Genomic DNA, 16302 nt, shown 5'->3' on the forward strand with positions numbered 1-16302 from the left:
CTATGATAACCACTTATTTTGCACGTAAAGTTAATAAATTTTCTGTTGATTCAATTTCCTTTGTATCCGCTATTGTCATATCAAAAGCGTCACTATTTGTAATTACGACTGGTGTCGTCAATTCGTAACCTTCTTGCTTAATAGCTTCTATATCGAATTCAATTAATAGCTTACCTTTTTCCACTCGTTCACCTTGAGCTGTGTGAGAAACGAAGTGCTTTCCACCAAGTTGTACGGTATCCATTCCAACATGAATTAGTACTTCAGCACCTTGGTCGGATGTAATTCCAATTGCGTGATTACTAGGATAAAGAGCCGTAACTGTACCAGATACAGGGGCAATTACTTTTCCAATCGTAGGCTCAATTGCTACCCCTTTCCCTAAAGCGCCAGATGCAAAGGCTGCATCTTTAATTTCTGATAATGGAATTACGAGCCCTGTAAGAGGACTTTGAATGATGCTCTCTTCTCCATTTTGATTAGTAGTTACTACTTTTGCTTTTTCTACTTCTGAATTTGGCTGTGTCACTTCATCCGTAACAGGAGTTGTTTGTTCTTGACGGTTCACAGCACCAAAGAAGTAAGTTAATAAGAAAGCTAGTGCGAATGCAACAACCATCGCTACTATAGCAGCCCAAAATGCAAAGTTAAGACCTTCTTCAGGGTGAATCATGGAAGGGATTTGGAAAATTCCGAGCCCCCCCATTGTATAACCTAGTGTACCGAATAAACCAATAATCGCTGAACCAACCGCTGCTGCGATACAAGAGAAAATAAATGGTCGTTTAAGCGGAAGTGTTACCCCATAAATAGCAGGCTCTGTTACTCCAAATAATCCCGAGATAAACGCAGGAATACTTAAAGTTTTTAATTTTTGTTGCTTTGTTTTTAGCCAAACACCTAATACAGCACCAGTCTGTGCGAAAGTCGTCGCAAACATTAAAGCTAAGATTGGATCTCTTCCGATAACCATTAAATTATTGATTGCAATTGGTACTAGTCCCCAATGAAGGCCAAAGATAACAAAGACTTGCCATAGTCCTCCTAGGAAAATACCCGCAATTATCGGACTTAATTCATATATCCAAATCGTAAAGGAACCTACCATTTGTCCTGCCCATGTTGCGATAGGACCGATAATCAAGAACGTTAATGGAATAATAATTAGTAATGTTAAAAACGGTACAACGAATGTCCTAATCACATCTGGAATAACTTTCTTTAACCCATTTTCTACTTTAGCAGCGAAGTAAGCCGAAAGTATAATAGGTATTACTGAGGATGCATAAGACATTAAAATTACAGGTATTCCTAAAAACTCGACATGCACAGGAGATTCGAATAACGTACCTGTAAATAACGTATACTGGGCTTCACCAGCCATTAATTCACTAACGGTCGGATACACAAGTGCCGAACCTATTGCCATTCCTATAAATGGACTTCCGCCAAACTTCTTGATTGCAGTGTAGCCTAGAAATACAGGTAAGAAATAAAATAAGGCATCTCCAATTATATTTAGTATCGCATATGTTCCGGAGTCCTCACTCAACCATCCTAAAGCTATAAATAAAGCGTTAAAACCTTTAATCATCCCTGAGGCTGCTAATACGCCTAAAATCGGAGTGAAAATACTGGAAACGATATCAACAAATCGACTAAACAAGTTACCTTTCTTTTCAGATGAAGACTCATCTGATTCAACCGATTTTTCTGATTGGAATCCACCTTCTGCTACAACTGCTTTATATACATCTGGAACGTGATTACCAATAACCACTTGGTACTGTCCACCACTTTGCATTACTGTAACAACGCCATCCATATTCTTTAGTACATCTGTATTTGCTTTTTCCTCGTCTTTTAACTTAAAGCGGAGACGAGTGATACAATGGACAACGCTATTGACGTTTTCTTCTCCGCCAACATTTTCGATAATGTCTTTAGCTAACTTTTCATAACTCATTGTATTCACCAACTCTCATTCAATTTTTCGAATAAAAAAACCTGAACTAATCTGAAGGCACACTCCGTACGTATAGTACGGCCATAGTGTGTTTCAAATTAGTCCAGGTTATGCCCAAATTAGGTAACATTCCTAAAACTAAAGTTATTTATTGTTTTGCAAAACAATTTCACTATCAATGTAACACGCTTTCTTTTTGGTGTCAACAAAATTATCAACCGTTTTCAACTAATCTCGAATTTTATCGACATTCGCTTGTCGACGGGTAACCCTTGATATATGAACCGTTAAGTAAATTTCTTCATCACGTGAAATATTCCAATTAAAAGTTTCTCTTAAATAGATTTCTATCTTCTTGGCACAATCAAATGCTATATGATATTTTTGTTTAATTTGTTCATAGAAAAAGTCATCAACAGTATCTTCTATTTTCTCTTGTCGAATATACCGAATTGCAAAGAATCGAAGATGGGTTAGGAAGCGTTCATAATTTATTGAAGTATCATCTAATTCCATTTGATAATGGTATTTTACAATATTAATTATATTATTTACTATCTCTGTTACTTGGATAGCATTCGTCATATTTTCTTCAGAAAAGCCACCATTTACAAGGTGGAGAGCAATGGATGCTGCTTCATCTTCTTCTAGCCTTATTCCTGTATGTTGTTCAATCAAATCTAGCGCTTCTAAACCAATTTGGTATTCTGCTTTATAGTATTTTCTGATTTCATATGAAAGTGTATTTTTAAGCGAAATACCTTCGCGGTGTCTAGTGATGGCATAGTCTATATGATCCGTTAGTGCGATATACAAAAATTCATTAAGGCTATAAGGTAATTTGGATTTCGCATAATCAAGGATTTCTGAAACGATACCCAAGTATTTTTCGGAAACTCCGCTTAACAATTGATTTAGTTTTTCCGAGGTCTCTTTATCTTGGAGTATAAAGGTTTTTTCAATTTTATCTGTGTCTATCGTGTCTCCGGGTTTCTTTTGAAAAGCTAATCCCTTCCCCATAACAACGACCTCTTGGTTACTTTCGTTTGACGTCAATGCTACATTGTTGTTAAATACTTTCTTAATTTCCATTTTCCTCACCACCCTTTTTACCTATATTTTAATACCTATTGTGTAATGAATTTTTTATTTTTGCAATAGTGAAGAATTTTAAGGCAGGGAAAATAGATTGATTTCTACTGTAACTTTTTACTTGAAAGTTGCATTTGACATAACTTTATATAACATTTATTTCATGATTTTTTTCTTAGTGAAAATTTTCTAATAATCAAAAAAGCGTGCACTTGCACGCATCATATTTATATAAACACACATTATTTTGATTGATTCTTTTTTCTTACTTCTTCAGCATCGGTATTGCTAAAAATCGATGTTCCTCTTCCTCCTGTATGTTCCGCCATCCATTGAATTGCTTCGTTATAGGACATTTCTTTCTGCTCTACCTTATTTGTCGTTTGCTTTGGCTGATTGGATTCCACTTGTTTCCCTCCTTTTTCTCCTTATTCTTTACCTGTCTTATCACTCTCATTCCTTTTTCCTCTTGACTTATTATCGTTATGCATGTAATATATATCTTACATAAGTAACATATATATTGCATTAAGAGGATTGATTATGAAAAATAATGTGAAAATTATTAGAATGAATGCCTCTATAACACAAGAGGAATTAGCAAGAAAAGTTGGTGTGACAAGACAGACAATTGGACTGATTGAAAAAGGGAAATATAATCCCAGTCTTCAGCTATGTATTTCAATTGCTAAAGAACTTAATAAAACGTTAGACGAACTTTTTTGGGAGGTAGATGCAGAATGAAATCCTGGATTTCTTTCTTATTGCCGGAGGATGAATACAAAGAAAAGAAGCTACTTTATTTCATTTCAGAAGGAGCTACTATCGTCATTCTTTATTTGATTGTCATGTTTATTATGAGTAATTTTTTTCAGATAAGTGCGAAGCCTACTATAGTCATAGCCATCTGTATATTTGGATTTTATGTATTTTCAAGATATATCCTATCAGGGATAGAATATACCGATATTGCAACGAAGGTCGACTATAAAAAACAACTTCGTGTAACGAGAATAAAATCGATCGGTTTTGTGGTTCTTTTTCTCTCTCTTCAAGTTCTATTTGTGAATTTTCCCACCAATCTAAATGAATGGGTAGACATAATTGGTATGTCTGTTTCCGGGGGAGTTGTCTTATTTATATTTGAATACATTTCTCTAAAACGTTCTTACGAGAAGAACAAAGATTTAATCGAATAAATGTATCGGGGTGAATTACTTCACCCCGATAATGGATTGTTTAGCTGCTACTGCTATCTCCGGATAATCGGTAATAATCGCTTCTACACCTAGTTGAAGGAGCTGGTTTATTTCCTCCTCTTTGTTAACTGTCCATACTCGAGTATAGCTTGCCAGTTGTTTTGACATAACAACATCTGCATCTAACATTAAATCTTTATCCAAATGAAAACCTTCCAGCTGAAATGTCGTCATATAATCAGCAAGATGCGGTACATGATCTTGTAATAACCATGCTATATCTGCATTTGAATCTAACTGTTTTAATCGAAATAATGTCGGTAAATGAAACGAAGAATAGATGATTTTCCTATTTGGAGCATATCGCTGGACCTCGCTCAGTAATCTTTCCTCAATACCTGGATACGTATGAATATACGTTTTTAATTCAATATTCAATTCAATATCGGTACCGTCTAATAACTGCATTACTTCTTGTAATGTCGGTACCTTCTCCTGATTCCAAGTCGATTCATATTTTGCAAAGTGCTGAAATTTATTTCCTGCACTAAGCTGCTGAATTTCGGCAAGTGTACAATCCTTAATTGCTCCTTCTCCATCAGTTGTTCTACTTAACGTCTCATCATGTATAACAACAATCTCTCCGTCTTTTGTTAAATGTACGTCTATTTCTAAGCCTTCCACCCCTTGTTCGATTGCTTTTTGAAAACCTAACAGCGTATTTTCTGGATAATTCCCTTTACTCCCACGATGTCCATATATTTTCGTCATTTCCTCACCTCTCGATTTGGTAGAAATGCCAGCAAGGAACTCCCTTGCTGGCTTCTCTTATTTATTCGCCTCTTGCAGCATTCGCACTTTCAATCGATTGATTCAACTGGTCTACAGCATTTTGGTACGTCTCATCTACTTCCCCACCATTATACACGGTTTCTAAAGCTGTTTCGATAATTCGACGTCCTTCTGGAATCATATCCATGATTGCTCCTTGTGTCGCATAAGAGGAAGTGGTTGATTGCAATTGATCTACGGTTACTCGTAATTGAGGCATTTCCGCATATGCATCTTTCACTAATTCTTCGTTATAAGCTTCAGGATTAATTGCAAAATAGCCTGTTTCTACATGCCATTCTGCTTGCACTTCTTTAGTTTGTAAGTATTTCATAAATTCCCACGCCGCATCTTTCTCCGCTTGGTCTTTATCGTCAACCATCCACAGACTTGCTCCACCGATTACTACCCCTTCTCTTTCGGTATTCTCAGGGTGTGGAATGAATGCTACTCCGACTTCAAAATCTGCATTATCAATCACATCTCTCGCACTAGCTGAAGATTGCATAAACATAGCAACATCTCCCGCTAGAAAACCTGAAACCATGCTGTCTCCATCCGTTCCATAGTTAGCAAACGTCTCCTCTTCTATCATTGTTTCTACCCATTGGAAAATGGATTTTCCTTGTTCCTCTGTAAATCCAATTTCTGTTGGAGTATCTGTTCGGCCATTATCATTGTTCATTAAGAGCGCACCTTGATTTGCTAATAGTTGTTCGAATAACCAACCATATGCTTGAAGCGCAAATCCCTTCATTTCTGAGTTATTTTGATGGATAGCTTTACTTGCCTCCATAATTTCTTCGAATGTACGTGGTGGTGTTTCACCATCTAATCCTGCTGCCTCAAATGCATCTTTGTTATAGTACATTACGGGTGTTGAAGAGTTAAATGGCATCGAATAAAACGTATCATCAATTTTGTAGTAATTAATAATATTCTCTTCTAATCCAGTCATATCGTAATTGTCTTTATCTACATAGTTTTGAATAGGTTCAATATGTCCACTATTAATCATTGACATCGTTCCAATTTCAAACACCTGGATCATGGTGGGTGCTGTCTCCGTTCCCGCAACAGTATGAAACTTCGTCAGTGCTTCGTCATACGTACCTTGGTACTCTGCATTTACTTGAATGTCATCTTGAGAATTGTTGTAATCATCTACAATTTTCTCAAGTGCTCCTTGAGCCGCTCCACCCATCGCGTGCCAGAAGGTGACGACTTGCTTTTCATTTGTATCCTCACTAGGAGTAGGAGTTTCCGTCTCCTGATTTGTAGATGTTTCCGTCTCCGCTTGATCCTCACTTGCTTCTGCATTTGTACAAGCTGCTAATACCAGTGTTAAAAAAATAACGAAACCTACTGTTAACCACTTCTTCATGTTACATTCCCCCATTACATTTATTTTAAAGCACCTTCTGCAAGTCCTTGTTGCAGCTTTTTTTGACCGAGGAAAAGCAAGATTAACGTTGGTAAAACTACAATAATTGCTCCTGCCATAATCATTCCCCAATCGTTTAACTGCTCTTGGGACTGCAGTTGGCGTAAACCAATTTGGACAGTTCTTGTTGTATCATCTGTCGTTGCTAATAAAGGCCATAAATACATATTCCATGATGTCAAAAATCCATATACTCCTAGCGTGACGATACTCGACTTAGCCATCGGTAAAACAACGGTCAAGAAAAATTTCCAATCACCAATTCCGGCAATTTCACTCGCCTCTTTTAACTCTTTTGGTATTTGTTTAAAAGACTGTCGCAATAGAAAGGTTCCAAAAGCCATCGCAAAAAATGGAATCGTTAAGCCAGAGTATGTATTCATCCAACCTAAATCTCGGATTGTTTGAAAGTTTGGTATAATAGAAGCTTCAAAAGGTACCATCATAGTAGCTATAAAGATAAAAAACAATAAATCTCTTCCTTTAAAATTAATGAACACAAACGCATACGCAGAAAGGCTTGATAGTGTTAGCTGTCCTAGCATAATGACGAGTGAGACGATGAGACTATTAATAAAAAAATGTAGCAGCCGAGAATTTTCTAATACGTGTACATAGTTATCTAGTGTTAAGGAGGATGGCAGCCAATTTCCCATCATAATTTCTTGGTTAGACATAAAGCTCATTGAAAGGGCAATGATAGCTGGCGCAAACACTAGAAAAGCTGAAACTACTAATAATGCATAAAAGGTGAGCTTTTGATAGATTGGCATCCTCACTGATAATGCACCTTCCTTTCACCAAGTTTGAATTGAATAAATGTCAGAAGGAGAATCAGTATAAAAAGAATAATAGCTTGTGCACTCGCAGCTCCATGCTTGTAATTCATAAATGCTTCCTGATAAATCGAGTAAACAATCACATTTGTCTCATTTTGCGGACCGCCGCGTGTTAACATATCTACTTGTCCAAACGTTTGAAATGCATTAATAAATGAAACCGTAATAACAAAGAATAGTGTTGGTGAAAGCATCGGTATTGTAATTCGTCGCAGTTTATAAAAGTAGCCCGCACCATCAATATCAGCACTTTCATACAAATAGCGATCAATCGATTGTAATCCGCCTAATAAGATGAGAAAGGTAAACCCAATATTCATCCAAATGGTAGAAATTGAGACGGAAAACAATGCCCAATCCGGATCCGTTAACCAGCCTATTGAATCGACCCCAAATGTGGCTAACATTTGATTTAACCAGCCAATCGTTGGATGGAATAAAAACATCCAAAATACAGAAGCAGCGGCAACGGATATTCCCATTGTTGAGGAAAATATCGTTCGAAATATCCCGATTCCTTTTAATTTTTCATTTGCTAATAATGCGAGAAACAAACTTATTACAATCGTTCCAGGCACCGTATAAACGACAAACAAGAAGGTCACTTCTAGACTTTTCTGAAAAATTGGGGATATAAAGAGTTGTTTATAATTCTCTAATCCAACATAGACAGTCGTTGCACCACTAGCATCTGTCAAGTAAAAGCTTAAGTAAATTGTTTTAGCCAATGGATAAAATAGAAACACACTAAATAATAGAATTGAAGGTAGTAAGAATAATAACCCTTTTAAGAATGAATGAAGTCGCTGTCGTTTCCTAGCTTTGTTCCATACTTTCGCATAAGCTTGTTCTGATTGGATTACAAACTCTGTCATATTGCAACAACCTCATCTTCTTTTGCATGAACTCTAGCAGGCTGAATAAGCTCCTCTGTTACTGGATCGAAGAAGCTTAAATATTCTTCAGTAAGGGAAACTTTTACTTTATCTCCTGCTTTTAGTTGCCATTGTCCAATCCACTTTGCCGTCCAATAATCGTTTCCTACAGAGAACGTTATCGATGTTTCATTGCCTAAATGTTCGACAGTTATTACCTCTAATTCATGTGTCGCCGTTTCATCGGTGGCATGTTGAATATGCTCTGCGCGAATGCCAACAATCAACTCTTTTTTTGGTAGGAAGGTATCTCTCAATGGAATTTTCAATTCATCTGTAATATAAAGCTGGTTATCTTGTACCTTAGCGCGTGTTAAATTAATCTTTGGTGAGCCGATAAAGGATGCTACAAATAAATTTGCTGGCTCATTATATAACGTGATAGGATCTCCCACTTGTTGTATTTCTCCGTCATGAAGGACCATAATTCTGTCTCCCATTGTCATCGCTTCTACTTGATCATGTGTTACGTAAACAAGAGTTAAACCTAATTGCTGCTGTAATCTTTTAATTTCCATACGCATGTGTGCACGTAGCTTTGCATCTAAATTAGATAGTGGTTCATCCATTAGACAAATTGGTGCTTGACTAACAACTGCACGAGCTAATGCAACCCGCTGTCTTTGTCCACCTGACAATTGTTTAGGCTTTCGTTTTAACAAGTCACCTAACCCCATCATCTCCGCTGTTTCCATTAATCGTTTCTTTTGTTCACTCTTACTCACTTTACGAGCATGAAGGCCAAAAAGTATATTTTGTTCAACCGTTAAATGAGGATAAAGTGCATAATTTTGAAATACCATTGAGAGATTTCTTTCTTTCGGTCGTAAATGATTCACAACGTTTCCGTTCATCTTTAATAAACCACCTGAAATTTCTTCGAGACCCGCAATCATTCGTAGTAGAGTGCTTTTACCAGATCCAGATGGGCCAACTAGAACAAAAAACTCTCCTTCGCTAATTTCGAGATTAATACCATCTAATACATTTTGTTGATGATCATATGTTTTTTTGAGATTTTCCATTTCAATATGACTCATGTAAATCTCCCTCCTCACTACGTGTTCTAACGCCATTAAAACATATAAAAAATACCATTTGGGGAAATTTACAGGAATTAATCTATAACTTTACTTTCTATCCATAAACGTTACATAACCTTTATAAAATTAATAAAATAGTTGATTTACTAGTGAGAAAAGTCCTGCTTCAGAGGTTCTAGTAGAAATATTTAATATAGGTTAGAGGAAATTTTTTTGGTATACCGTTATTAATCTTCATCAAACATTAGATTCACATCACCCAACATCAGATAACTCTCGTGAACATTAGATTCATAACACACAACATCGGATAACTCCCTTACACATAAGATCCAACAAAAAAAAGAAGAAGCTTATTATAAGCCTCTTCCTCACGATTCAAATTATTTTAAATTTTCTACAGCAGCTCTTTCGATTGCTAGACCTTTTACGTAACGATCCATAAATTGTTCATAACCTGTTACATCTACTTGATCTGGATGAATCGTAGCTACCTCTTGATTAGCAAATACTTTATTATTTAGAAAATCATCTAAGGTTTCATTGTTTTCTTTATTGATCATATATGAAGCTAGTAGAGCAATTCCCCACGCTCCGCCTTCACCAGCAGTATTCATTACTGACACCGGTACATTAAGTGCTCCGGCCATAATTTTTTGACCAACACCCTCTGTTTTGAATAAACCACCGTGTCCTAGGATTTCATCCAATTGAACTTTTTCTTCTTTTAAAAGAATATCCATACCTATCTTAAGTGCGCCTAATGCTGAGAATAAATGAACGCGCATGAAGTTAGCCAAGTTGAAATTACTCTCCGAGGACCGAACAAATAATGGTCTGCCTTCTTCAAAGTGAGTCATGTGCTCACCTGAGAGATAACCGAAGGATAATAGGCCACCAGCATCACTGTCACCTTCGAGTGCTAACTTGTACAATGTACCATACAGTGTGTCCATATCTAAGTTTACACCAATATTTTCCGCAAACTCACCAAATAATCCAACCCATGCATTTAAATCAGAGGTACAGTTATTTGAGTGTGCCATAGCAACTAAATTCCCTGTTGGTGTCGTAACTAAATCTATTTCTGTATGAACCTTTGATAATTCTTTTTCTAGCACAACCATTGCAAATACAGATGTACCAGCGGACACGTTACCAGTGCGTTTCGCCACACTGTTCGTTGCTACCATTCCAGTTCCTGCATCTCCTTCAGGCGGACATAGAGGAATCCCTGCTACCAATTCTCCACTCACATCTAACAGCTTTGCACCTTCAACCGTTAGTGAACCAGCCTCTTCACCGGCAACACGTACTTCAGGCAAAATTTCTTCCAGCTTCCAAGGTACATTTGTTGGCTCTATTAATTGGTCAAATTGTTGAATCATTGTAGGATGAAATGTCTTTGCTTCTAAGTCAATCGGAAATACACCCGACGCTTCCCCAACACCGAGAATTTTTTCTCCTGTTAGCTTCCAATGTATATAGCCTGCTATCGTTGTTATAAAACTTACTTCTTTCACATGCTCTTCTTTATTTAGGATGGCTTGATAGAGATGAGCGATACTCCATCTTTGAGGGATATTGTATTGAAATAATTCCGTTAATTCCTTTGAAGCCTGTCCAGTAAAATTATTGCGCCACGTTCTAAATGGAACAAGCATCTCACCTTCTTGATTAAAAGCCATATAACCATGCATCATCCCGCTAAAACCAATAGCTGCTATTTTCTTTAATTGGACCCCGTACTGTTTCTGTACATCACTAGCCATGTCTCGGTAGCTATCTTGGACACCCTTCCAAATATCTTCTTCACTATATGTCCATATATTATCTACATAGCTATTCTCCCATTCATGACCACCGGAAGCTATTGGTTCACCATTCTCTCCAATAAGTACGGACTTAATGCGTGTTGATCCGAGCTCTATTCCCAGCACTGCATTACCATCTTCAATAAACCTTTGTACTTGAACACTCATTTGTTTTCCTCCAACTCCATTAGATAATTGATGTTAATCCCGTTATATTACATATACTTTCTAACGAAATGTAATATGTTAGCGGATTGCACACACCCTTAACTTGTACGTATGTTTTATAACTCTACAATATTATGTTTCACGTATAGTTTCTTAGTGTAATCGTTATACTTATCATATCATCAATTAACTTAGAGCGTCAATCGTCTTTTTAATCATGTACGTACAATGTGGTTAATCATCTAATGAGCTTGTATATTATTGTTCGTTCAGACGATTGTTACACATCCCGATAACAAAAAGCGGTAGGAATTTTGCTCCTACCGTTTTTTTGTCTATTTATTTTTTACCTTCAATAAACGCATGCTATTTAATGTGACTAGTAAAGTTGCACCCATGTCCGCAGCTATCGCGATCCATAATGTTAACCAGCCAGGAATGACAAGTAATAGAGCTACTATTTTTATTCCTAGGGCAAAGGTAATATTTTGTTTAATTATCGATAAAGCACGTCGACTTAATTGAATCGTATATGGTAATTGTCTTAAATCGTCTGACATTAATGCGATGTCAGCTGTTTCTAACGCTGTATCTGTTCCTGCTCCACCCATTGCTATCCCTACATTAGAACTGGCTAATGCAGGCGCATCGTTAACCCCGTCACCTACCATTGCTACCTGCTTATACTGGCTACGAAGTTTCTTAATCACGGATAGTTTATCTTCAGGTAATAAGTCCGATTGAACCGTAGATATTCCTGCTTCTATACCAATTGCTTCTGCTGTCTTTCGATTGTCACCTGTTAGCATCACAGTTTCTATTTGCCGCTCGTTTAATGAAGCTATTACTTCTCGCGCTGTCTCTCTTATTTCATCTGCTAAAGCAAGGGTTAACAGTAACTCTTGTTTTGTCCCTAATGAAATTACAGTCTTCCCCTCATCTTGCAACTGTGTTATTTTTGCTTCAATCTGACTTGGAATGGAACCAATAATATCCCGAAACAAATTTGGACTGCCAATAAAATATTCCGTACCATCAACTGTTGCTTTCACGCCTTTTCCAGTCAGCGATTGAAAGTTTTTTACCTCTATGGATTCAAAATGTATCCCTTGTCTATTCGCTTCTTCAACAATTGAAGTTGCAAGTGGATGTGTTGTGTTTTGTTCCATAGCTGCTGTTACCGATAGCAATTCTTTTTCTTCTCCATTCCAAACAATACTATCCGTGACAGTTGGTTTACCTTTCGTTAATGTACCAGTTTTATCGAATGCAATTGCCTTCACTCTACCCATTTCTTCTAAATAGACTCCGCCTTTAATTAACACACCTTGCTTCGCAGCATTCCCTATCGCTGTAACTACTGCAACAGGTGTCGACACAACTAACGCACATGGACAACCAACAACTAATACTGCTAATCCTTGATAGATCCATGTCATCCATACTCCTCCGAAGAACAATGGAGGAATAACGGCAATCAATAAGGCAATTACTAGTATTAAGGGTGTATAATATTTAGCGAATTTATCAACAAACTGTTGAGAGGGAGCACGTTCAGCCTGCGCTTCTTCCACTAAATGAATAATTTTTGCCAGCGTTGTATCTTCCACTCTCTTTGTCACTCTAATTTCTAAAAGGCCTTCTCCATTTAACGTTCCTGCAAAGACTTCTTCTCCTTTATCTCTTGCAACTGGTAAACTCTCACCTGTTATTGTTGCTTGATTTATCGTTGAACTCCCTTCAATAATAATTCCGTCCATCGGTAATTGCTCTCCTGGTTTAACAATGACTACATCATTAACGCGGATGTCCTCTACTGCAATATGTTGCTCTTGGTTGTTTCGCCTTACGAGAGCTTCTTTTGGTGATAAATCCATTAGTGATTCGATAGATTGACGAGCTTTATCCATTGAGTACTTCTCTAGCGCCTCACTAATAGCAAATAATATGACCACTGTTGCGCCTTCTAGCCATTCACCAATTATTACAGCTCCAATGATAGCAATCGTCATTAGTGTATTCATATCAAAGTGAACTTTAGCTAAATTTTCCAAACCTCTTATAAAAAGGGTGTATCCGCCAATTACGATAGATAAACCATACCCAATTGTAGATATCACACTATGTTCACCCGTATACAAAGCGCTAATTATTAAAATAAGAGCCGCTATATACACTTTAATCGTTTCTCTTTGTTTCCAAAATGGGACACGTTTTATTTGGCGTTCTTTTTCTCCTCGGATTTTTAGGTTTTCGAACGCCCCAGCTTTTTCTATTTCTTCAATTGTCGTATTTCCTTGTACATATATTTTAGATGCACCAAAATTCACCTTAGCATCCTTCACACCAGGCAATTCTTTTACATTGTTTTCAAAAGTGGCTGCGCAATTCGTACAAGACAATCCTTGGACACGGTAAGTGTTCATTTCTTTCTCCATTAATTCAGACATATTCACTCATCTCCTGACGATTAGCTAATGCAAGCATCATAATTTGCTTGATGTGTGAATTACTTAATGAATAGAAAGCAAGCTTACCTTCTTTACGAAACGACACAAGCCCTTCCTTGTGCAAAGTTCGCAAGTGATGTGAGGCATTCGCTACTGACACACCAATTATATTTGCTATATCACATACACATAATTCTTGCTCCTGACATAAGGCGTATGTAATTTTAGCGCGATTTTCGTCCGCAATTGCCTTTAGCAATTTTGCTGCAGCCGTAATATTCGTTTGCTCTATATCGTTACGTATTCGATTAACTTTTTCTTCATCATAACAAAAAACATCACACGTATCTTTCTTACTCATATCCAATCACCAAGCCTATTCAAATATTCATTTGAATATATTGTATACCTTAAACTTATATCAATCAAATAAATGTTTGAATGATAACGAATTGCACACCAAATAAAAATAGACCGGCACTGCCAGTCTAACGTATTTATCTTATAGAATTTCATCTAGCTTCTACTACTTGAATCATTTCTAGCCGATTGCCAAAAGGATCTCTACATTCAAACCTTTCAAAGCCTGGAATCGGAATAGAGGAGAGTATTTCTATATGATTCTCTTTTAATCGGTTTCTCCAATATTCTATATCATTCACTTGATACGCTATATGCGCTTTTGTTTTCGTTCTATCAAATCCATCTTCTGTCCCTACATGTAACTCCTGGTTACCAAGTTTTAACCAAAAGCCACCTCTATCTTTTAACGAAGTTGGTTTTTCTACCTCTGTTAGTCCTAACACACCACAATAAAAAGCTCTTCCTTTGTCTTCTGCTCCCTTAGGGATTGTTACCTGCGCATGATGTAATCCAATAATCATACCTTCTCACTCCCCGCCTTTTTGTATTCCTTTCTATTATACACTAATAAGAGGAATATTTTTACAGGTGGAAGAGTACCTTATTCCGTTGATAGAGAGGCGGTTACAATCGTTCTAAGTAATTCATTGTGTACTTCGTTACTTATCTCTATATTAATCTCTTGTGTCGTAACCTCACCATTTCGGTTCGTGATCGTAATTGTAATTGTATCTTTTAATAAATCCTCAGGATAACCAGTGATATCAATGTGGCCTTGAGGAGTAAATTGGGCAAAATCATTTTCAGCTGCCCACTCATATAAATCCCATGCGAACCATCGATACCAAATTTGATCATATTCAGTAAAATCCTTATCAAACTCCATCGTAAGCTTTTTATCATATAGTTTTTCCGGATAGAATATAGAAATCTGTTTTTCTTCATCGAAATCTTGGAAGTACTCTGTATTCCAAAACTTTTCGTGTTGTGTTTCCGTCCAGTCCACAGCATACAAATATTCGTTTTCCGATTCCATTTCTATCTTAGCAATGTTTTCACCTTCGATATAAAACTCTAAATCTGGTCTTGATTCAATTTTGCTCACTGATGTACTAAAACCATTTTCATAATTTTCATAGGAATCTCGATAATCCTCCATTTTTATAGATGTACCATTTGAATGAATGAAATTAATCCCATATGTTATGTCATTTCCCCCAAATGGATTTAAAAAAGATAATAATAATATAATGGCAAGACTGAAACCTATAGTTCCAATAGAAACTGTAGTACGTTTCCTATTACGCCCTTTCTTCATCACTTTTGCAGGGACTTGTTGATGAGCAATAATATCCCGTTTCATTCTTTCTTTCTGATTTTCACTTGGGGACATTGTATCAAAATAGTCTATTAATTTATCTTTATTCAAGATAATCATCTCCTATTTCTATTTTCAAGCGTTTTTTAGCATTCCTCAACCTTGTTTTTACCGTATTAATATTTATTTTTAGCATCTCTGCTATTTCTACTTGTTTGTACCCTTCATAATAATGGAGATAAATAATTAACCGCGTTTTCGCCGGTAATTTTTTCAAACCCTCTTCTAAATCACTATATTGAAATGATTCTGTTCCTTTCCATCCAATAGAATTAAGATCAAAGTCTACTATTTTCTTACGCCACCATTTTCGATGGAAATCGAAGCAAGTATTCTTAGCAGTAACAATTAACCATGCTTTCTCATGATTGATATCTATAAATTTCTGTTTACTTTCTACATACTTGAGAAACACTGATTGCACCGCATCCTCGGCATCTTGAATATTTCCCATGATTGAAAAGCAAACCCTATAAACCGTATCCACATGTTCGTTATAGACATTCTCAAATCGATAATTCTCCGAAATGGTAACACCTCGCTCGTGTTTTAAAGAATTTTTCATCGAATGGATTCCCCCTTTCATTTCTAACACGAATAAACAGGCTAAAAAGTTTTCTACAGACACATAAAATTTAAGGCAAATTTACTAGCTTAATTGTAAAGAAAATCACTACTGGTGAGTCTCCAATAAAAAAATAAGTCTTTTTCTCTATAAACATAGGAGTAAATCCCCGCGTATATTCTATTTCTCCTGTATAATAATAGAGGAAGTATTAC

General features: G+C 36.5%; 16 protein-coding genes. 2 read left to right on the plus strand and 14 right to left on the minus strand.

What is annotated here, in order from left to right; translation table 11 throughout:
• Positions 1-13: 13 nt before the first annotated feature.
• The 3 genes from GGQ92_RS11120 to GGQ92_RS11130 form a co-directional block, all read right to left on the minus strand.
• Positions 14-1966 carry a beta-glucoside-specific PTS transporter subunit IIABC gene (locus GGQ92_RS11120; protein WP_184248623.1) on the minus strand — a complete coding sequence of 651 codons (1953 nt, stop codon included), beginning with the start codon at positions 1964-1966 and terminating at the stop codon, positions 14-16.
• Positions 1967-2194: 228 nt separating this feature from the next.
• Positions 2195-3058 (minus strand): BglG family transcription antiterminator LicT, encoded by an 864-nt coding sequence (licT, locus tag GGQ92_RS11125; RefSeq protein ID WP_184248626.1) that lies wholly within the window; start codon positions 3056-3058, stop codon positions 2195-2197.
• A gap of 242 nt (positions 3059-3300) precedes the next feature.
• Positions 3301-3465 carry a hypothetical protein gene (locus GGQ92_RS11130; RefSeq protein WP_184248814.1) on the minus strand — a complete coding sequence of 55 codons (165 nt, stop codon included), beginning with the start codon at positions 3463-3465 and terminating at the stop codon, positions 3301-3303.
• A gap of 136 nt (positions 3466-3601) precedes the next feature.
• On the opposite strand from GGQ92_RS11130, the gene GGQ92_RS11135 reads away from it, so the two are divergent.
• Together GGQ92_RS11135 and GGQ92_RS11140 are read left to right on the plus strand one after the other, a co-directional pair.
• The gene (locus tag GGQ92_RS11135) at positions 3602-3802 is read left to right on the plus strand and encodes a helix-turn-helix transcriptional regulator (RefSeq protein ID WP_184248629.1); all 201 of its coding nucleotides are present in this window, start codon (positions 3602-3604) and stop codon (positions 3800-3802) included.
• The gene (locus tag GGQ92_RS11140) at positions 3799-4257 is read left to right on the plus strand and encodes a DUF3278 domain-containing protein (protein ID WP_184248632.1); all 459 of its coding nucleotides are present in this window, start codon (positions 3799-3801) and stop codon (positions 4255-4257) included. The genes GGQ92_RS11135 and GGQ92_RS11140 overlap by 4 nt, the downstream gene beginning before the upstream one ends.
• Before the next feature lie 15 nt (positions 4258-4272).
• Here GGQ92_RS11140 and GGQ92_RS11145 read toward each other — a convergent pair whose 3' ends face one another.
• From GGQ92_RS11145 to GGQ92_RS11195, 11 genes are all read right to left on the minus strand, one after another.
• Complete coding sequence (locus tag GGQ92_RS11145) at positions 4273-5028, minus strand: glycerophosphodiester phosphodiesterase (RefSeq protein ID WP_184248635.1); 756 nt, start codon at positions 5026-5028, stop codon at positions 4273-4275.
• 61 nt (positions 5029-5089) lie between these two features.
• Positions 5090-6472 carry an ABC transporter substrate-binding protein gene (locus tag GGQ92_RS11150; protein ID WP_184248638.1) on the minus strand — a complete coding sequence of 461 codons (1383 nt, stop codon included), beginning with the start codon at positions 6470-6472 and terminating at the stop codon, positions 5090-5092.
• A 20-nt stretch (positions 6473-6492) separates the two neighbouring features.
• A complete protein-coding gene (locus tag GGQ92_RS11155) occupies positions 6493-7305 on the minus strand; it encodes a carbohydrate ABC transporter permease (protein ID WP_184248800.1) in 813 nt (270 codons plus the stop codon).
• Between the two features lie 2 nt (positions 7306-7307).
• On the minus strand, positions 7308-8246 hold the full coding sequence (locus GGQ92_RS11160) for a carbohydrate ABC transporter permease (protein WP_184248641.1): 939 nt from the start codon (positions 8244-8246) through the stop codon (positions 7308-7310).
• On the minus strand, positions 8243-9346 hold the full coding sequence (locus tag GGQ92_RS11165) for an ABC transporter ATP-binding protein (RefSeq protein ID WP_184248644.1): 1104 nt from the start codon (positions 9344-9346) through the stop codon (positions 8243-8245). The genes GGQ92_RS11160 and GGQ92_RS11165 overlap by 4 nt, the downstream gene beginning before the upstream one ends.
• A 386-nt stretch (positions 9347-9732) precedes the next feature.
• Positions 9733-11331, minus strand: coding sequence for a xylulokinase (locus GGQ92_RS11170; RefSeq protein ID WP_184248647.1), 1599 nt, complete (start codon positions 11329-11331; stop codon positions 9733-9735).
• A 335-nt stretch (positions 11332-11666) separates the two neighbouring features.
• Positions 11667-13781 (minus strand): heavy metal translocating P-type ATPase, encoded by a 2115-nt coding sequence (locus GGQ92_RS11175; protein WP_184248650.1) that lies wholly within the window; start codon positions 13779-13781, stop codon positions 11667-11669.
• On the minus strand, positions 13774-14142 hold the full coding sequence (locus tag GGQ92_RS11180; RefSeq protein WP_184248653.1) for an ArsR/SmtB family transcription factor: 369 nt from the start codon (positions 14140-14142) through the stop codon (positions 13774-13776). The genes GGQ92_RS11175 and GGQ92_RS11180 overlap by 8 nt, the downstream gene beginning before the upstream one ends.
• A 151-nt stretch (positions 14143-14293) precedes the next feature.
• On the minus strand, positions 14294-14665 hold the full coding sequence (locus tag GGQ92_RS11185; protein WP_184248656.1) for a VOC family protein: 372 nt from the start codon (positions 14663-14665) through the stop codon (positions 14294-14296).
• 80 nt (positions 14666-14745) lie between these two features.
• Positions 14746-15573: a hypothetical protein gene (locus GGQ92_RS11190; RefSeq protein ID WP_184248659.1), complete on the minus strand. Its 828-nt coding sequence runs from the start codon at positions 15571-15573 to the stop codon at positions 14746-14748.
• A complete protein-coding gene (locus GGQ92_RS11195) occupies positions 15566-16087 on the minus strand; it encodes an RNA polymerase sigma factor (protein WP_184248662.1) in 522 nt (173 codons plus the stop codon). The genes GGQ92_RS11190 and GGQ92_RS11195 overlap by 8 nt, the downstream gene beginning before the upstream one ends.
• Between the last annotated feature and the right edge of the window lie 215 nt (positions 16088-16302).

It is taken from the genome of Gracilibacillus halotolerans (genome assembly GCF_014206945.1).
Taxonomy (GTDB): domain Bacteria; phylum Bacillota; class Bacilli; order Bacillales; family Amphibacillaceae; genus Gracilibacillus; species Gracilibacillus halotolerans.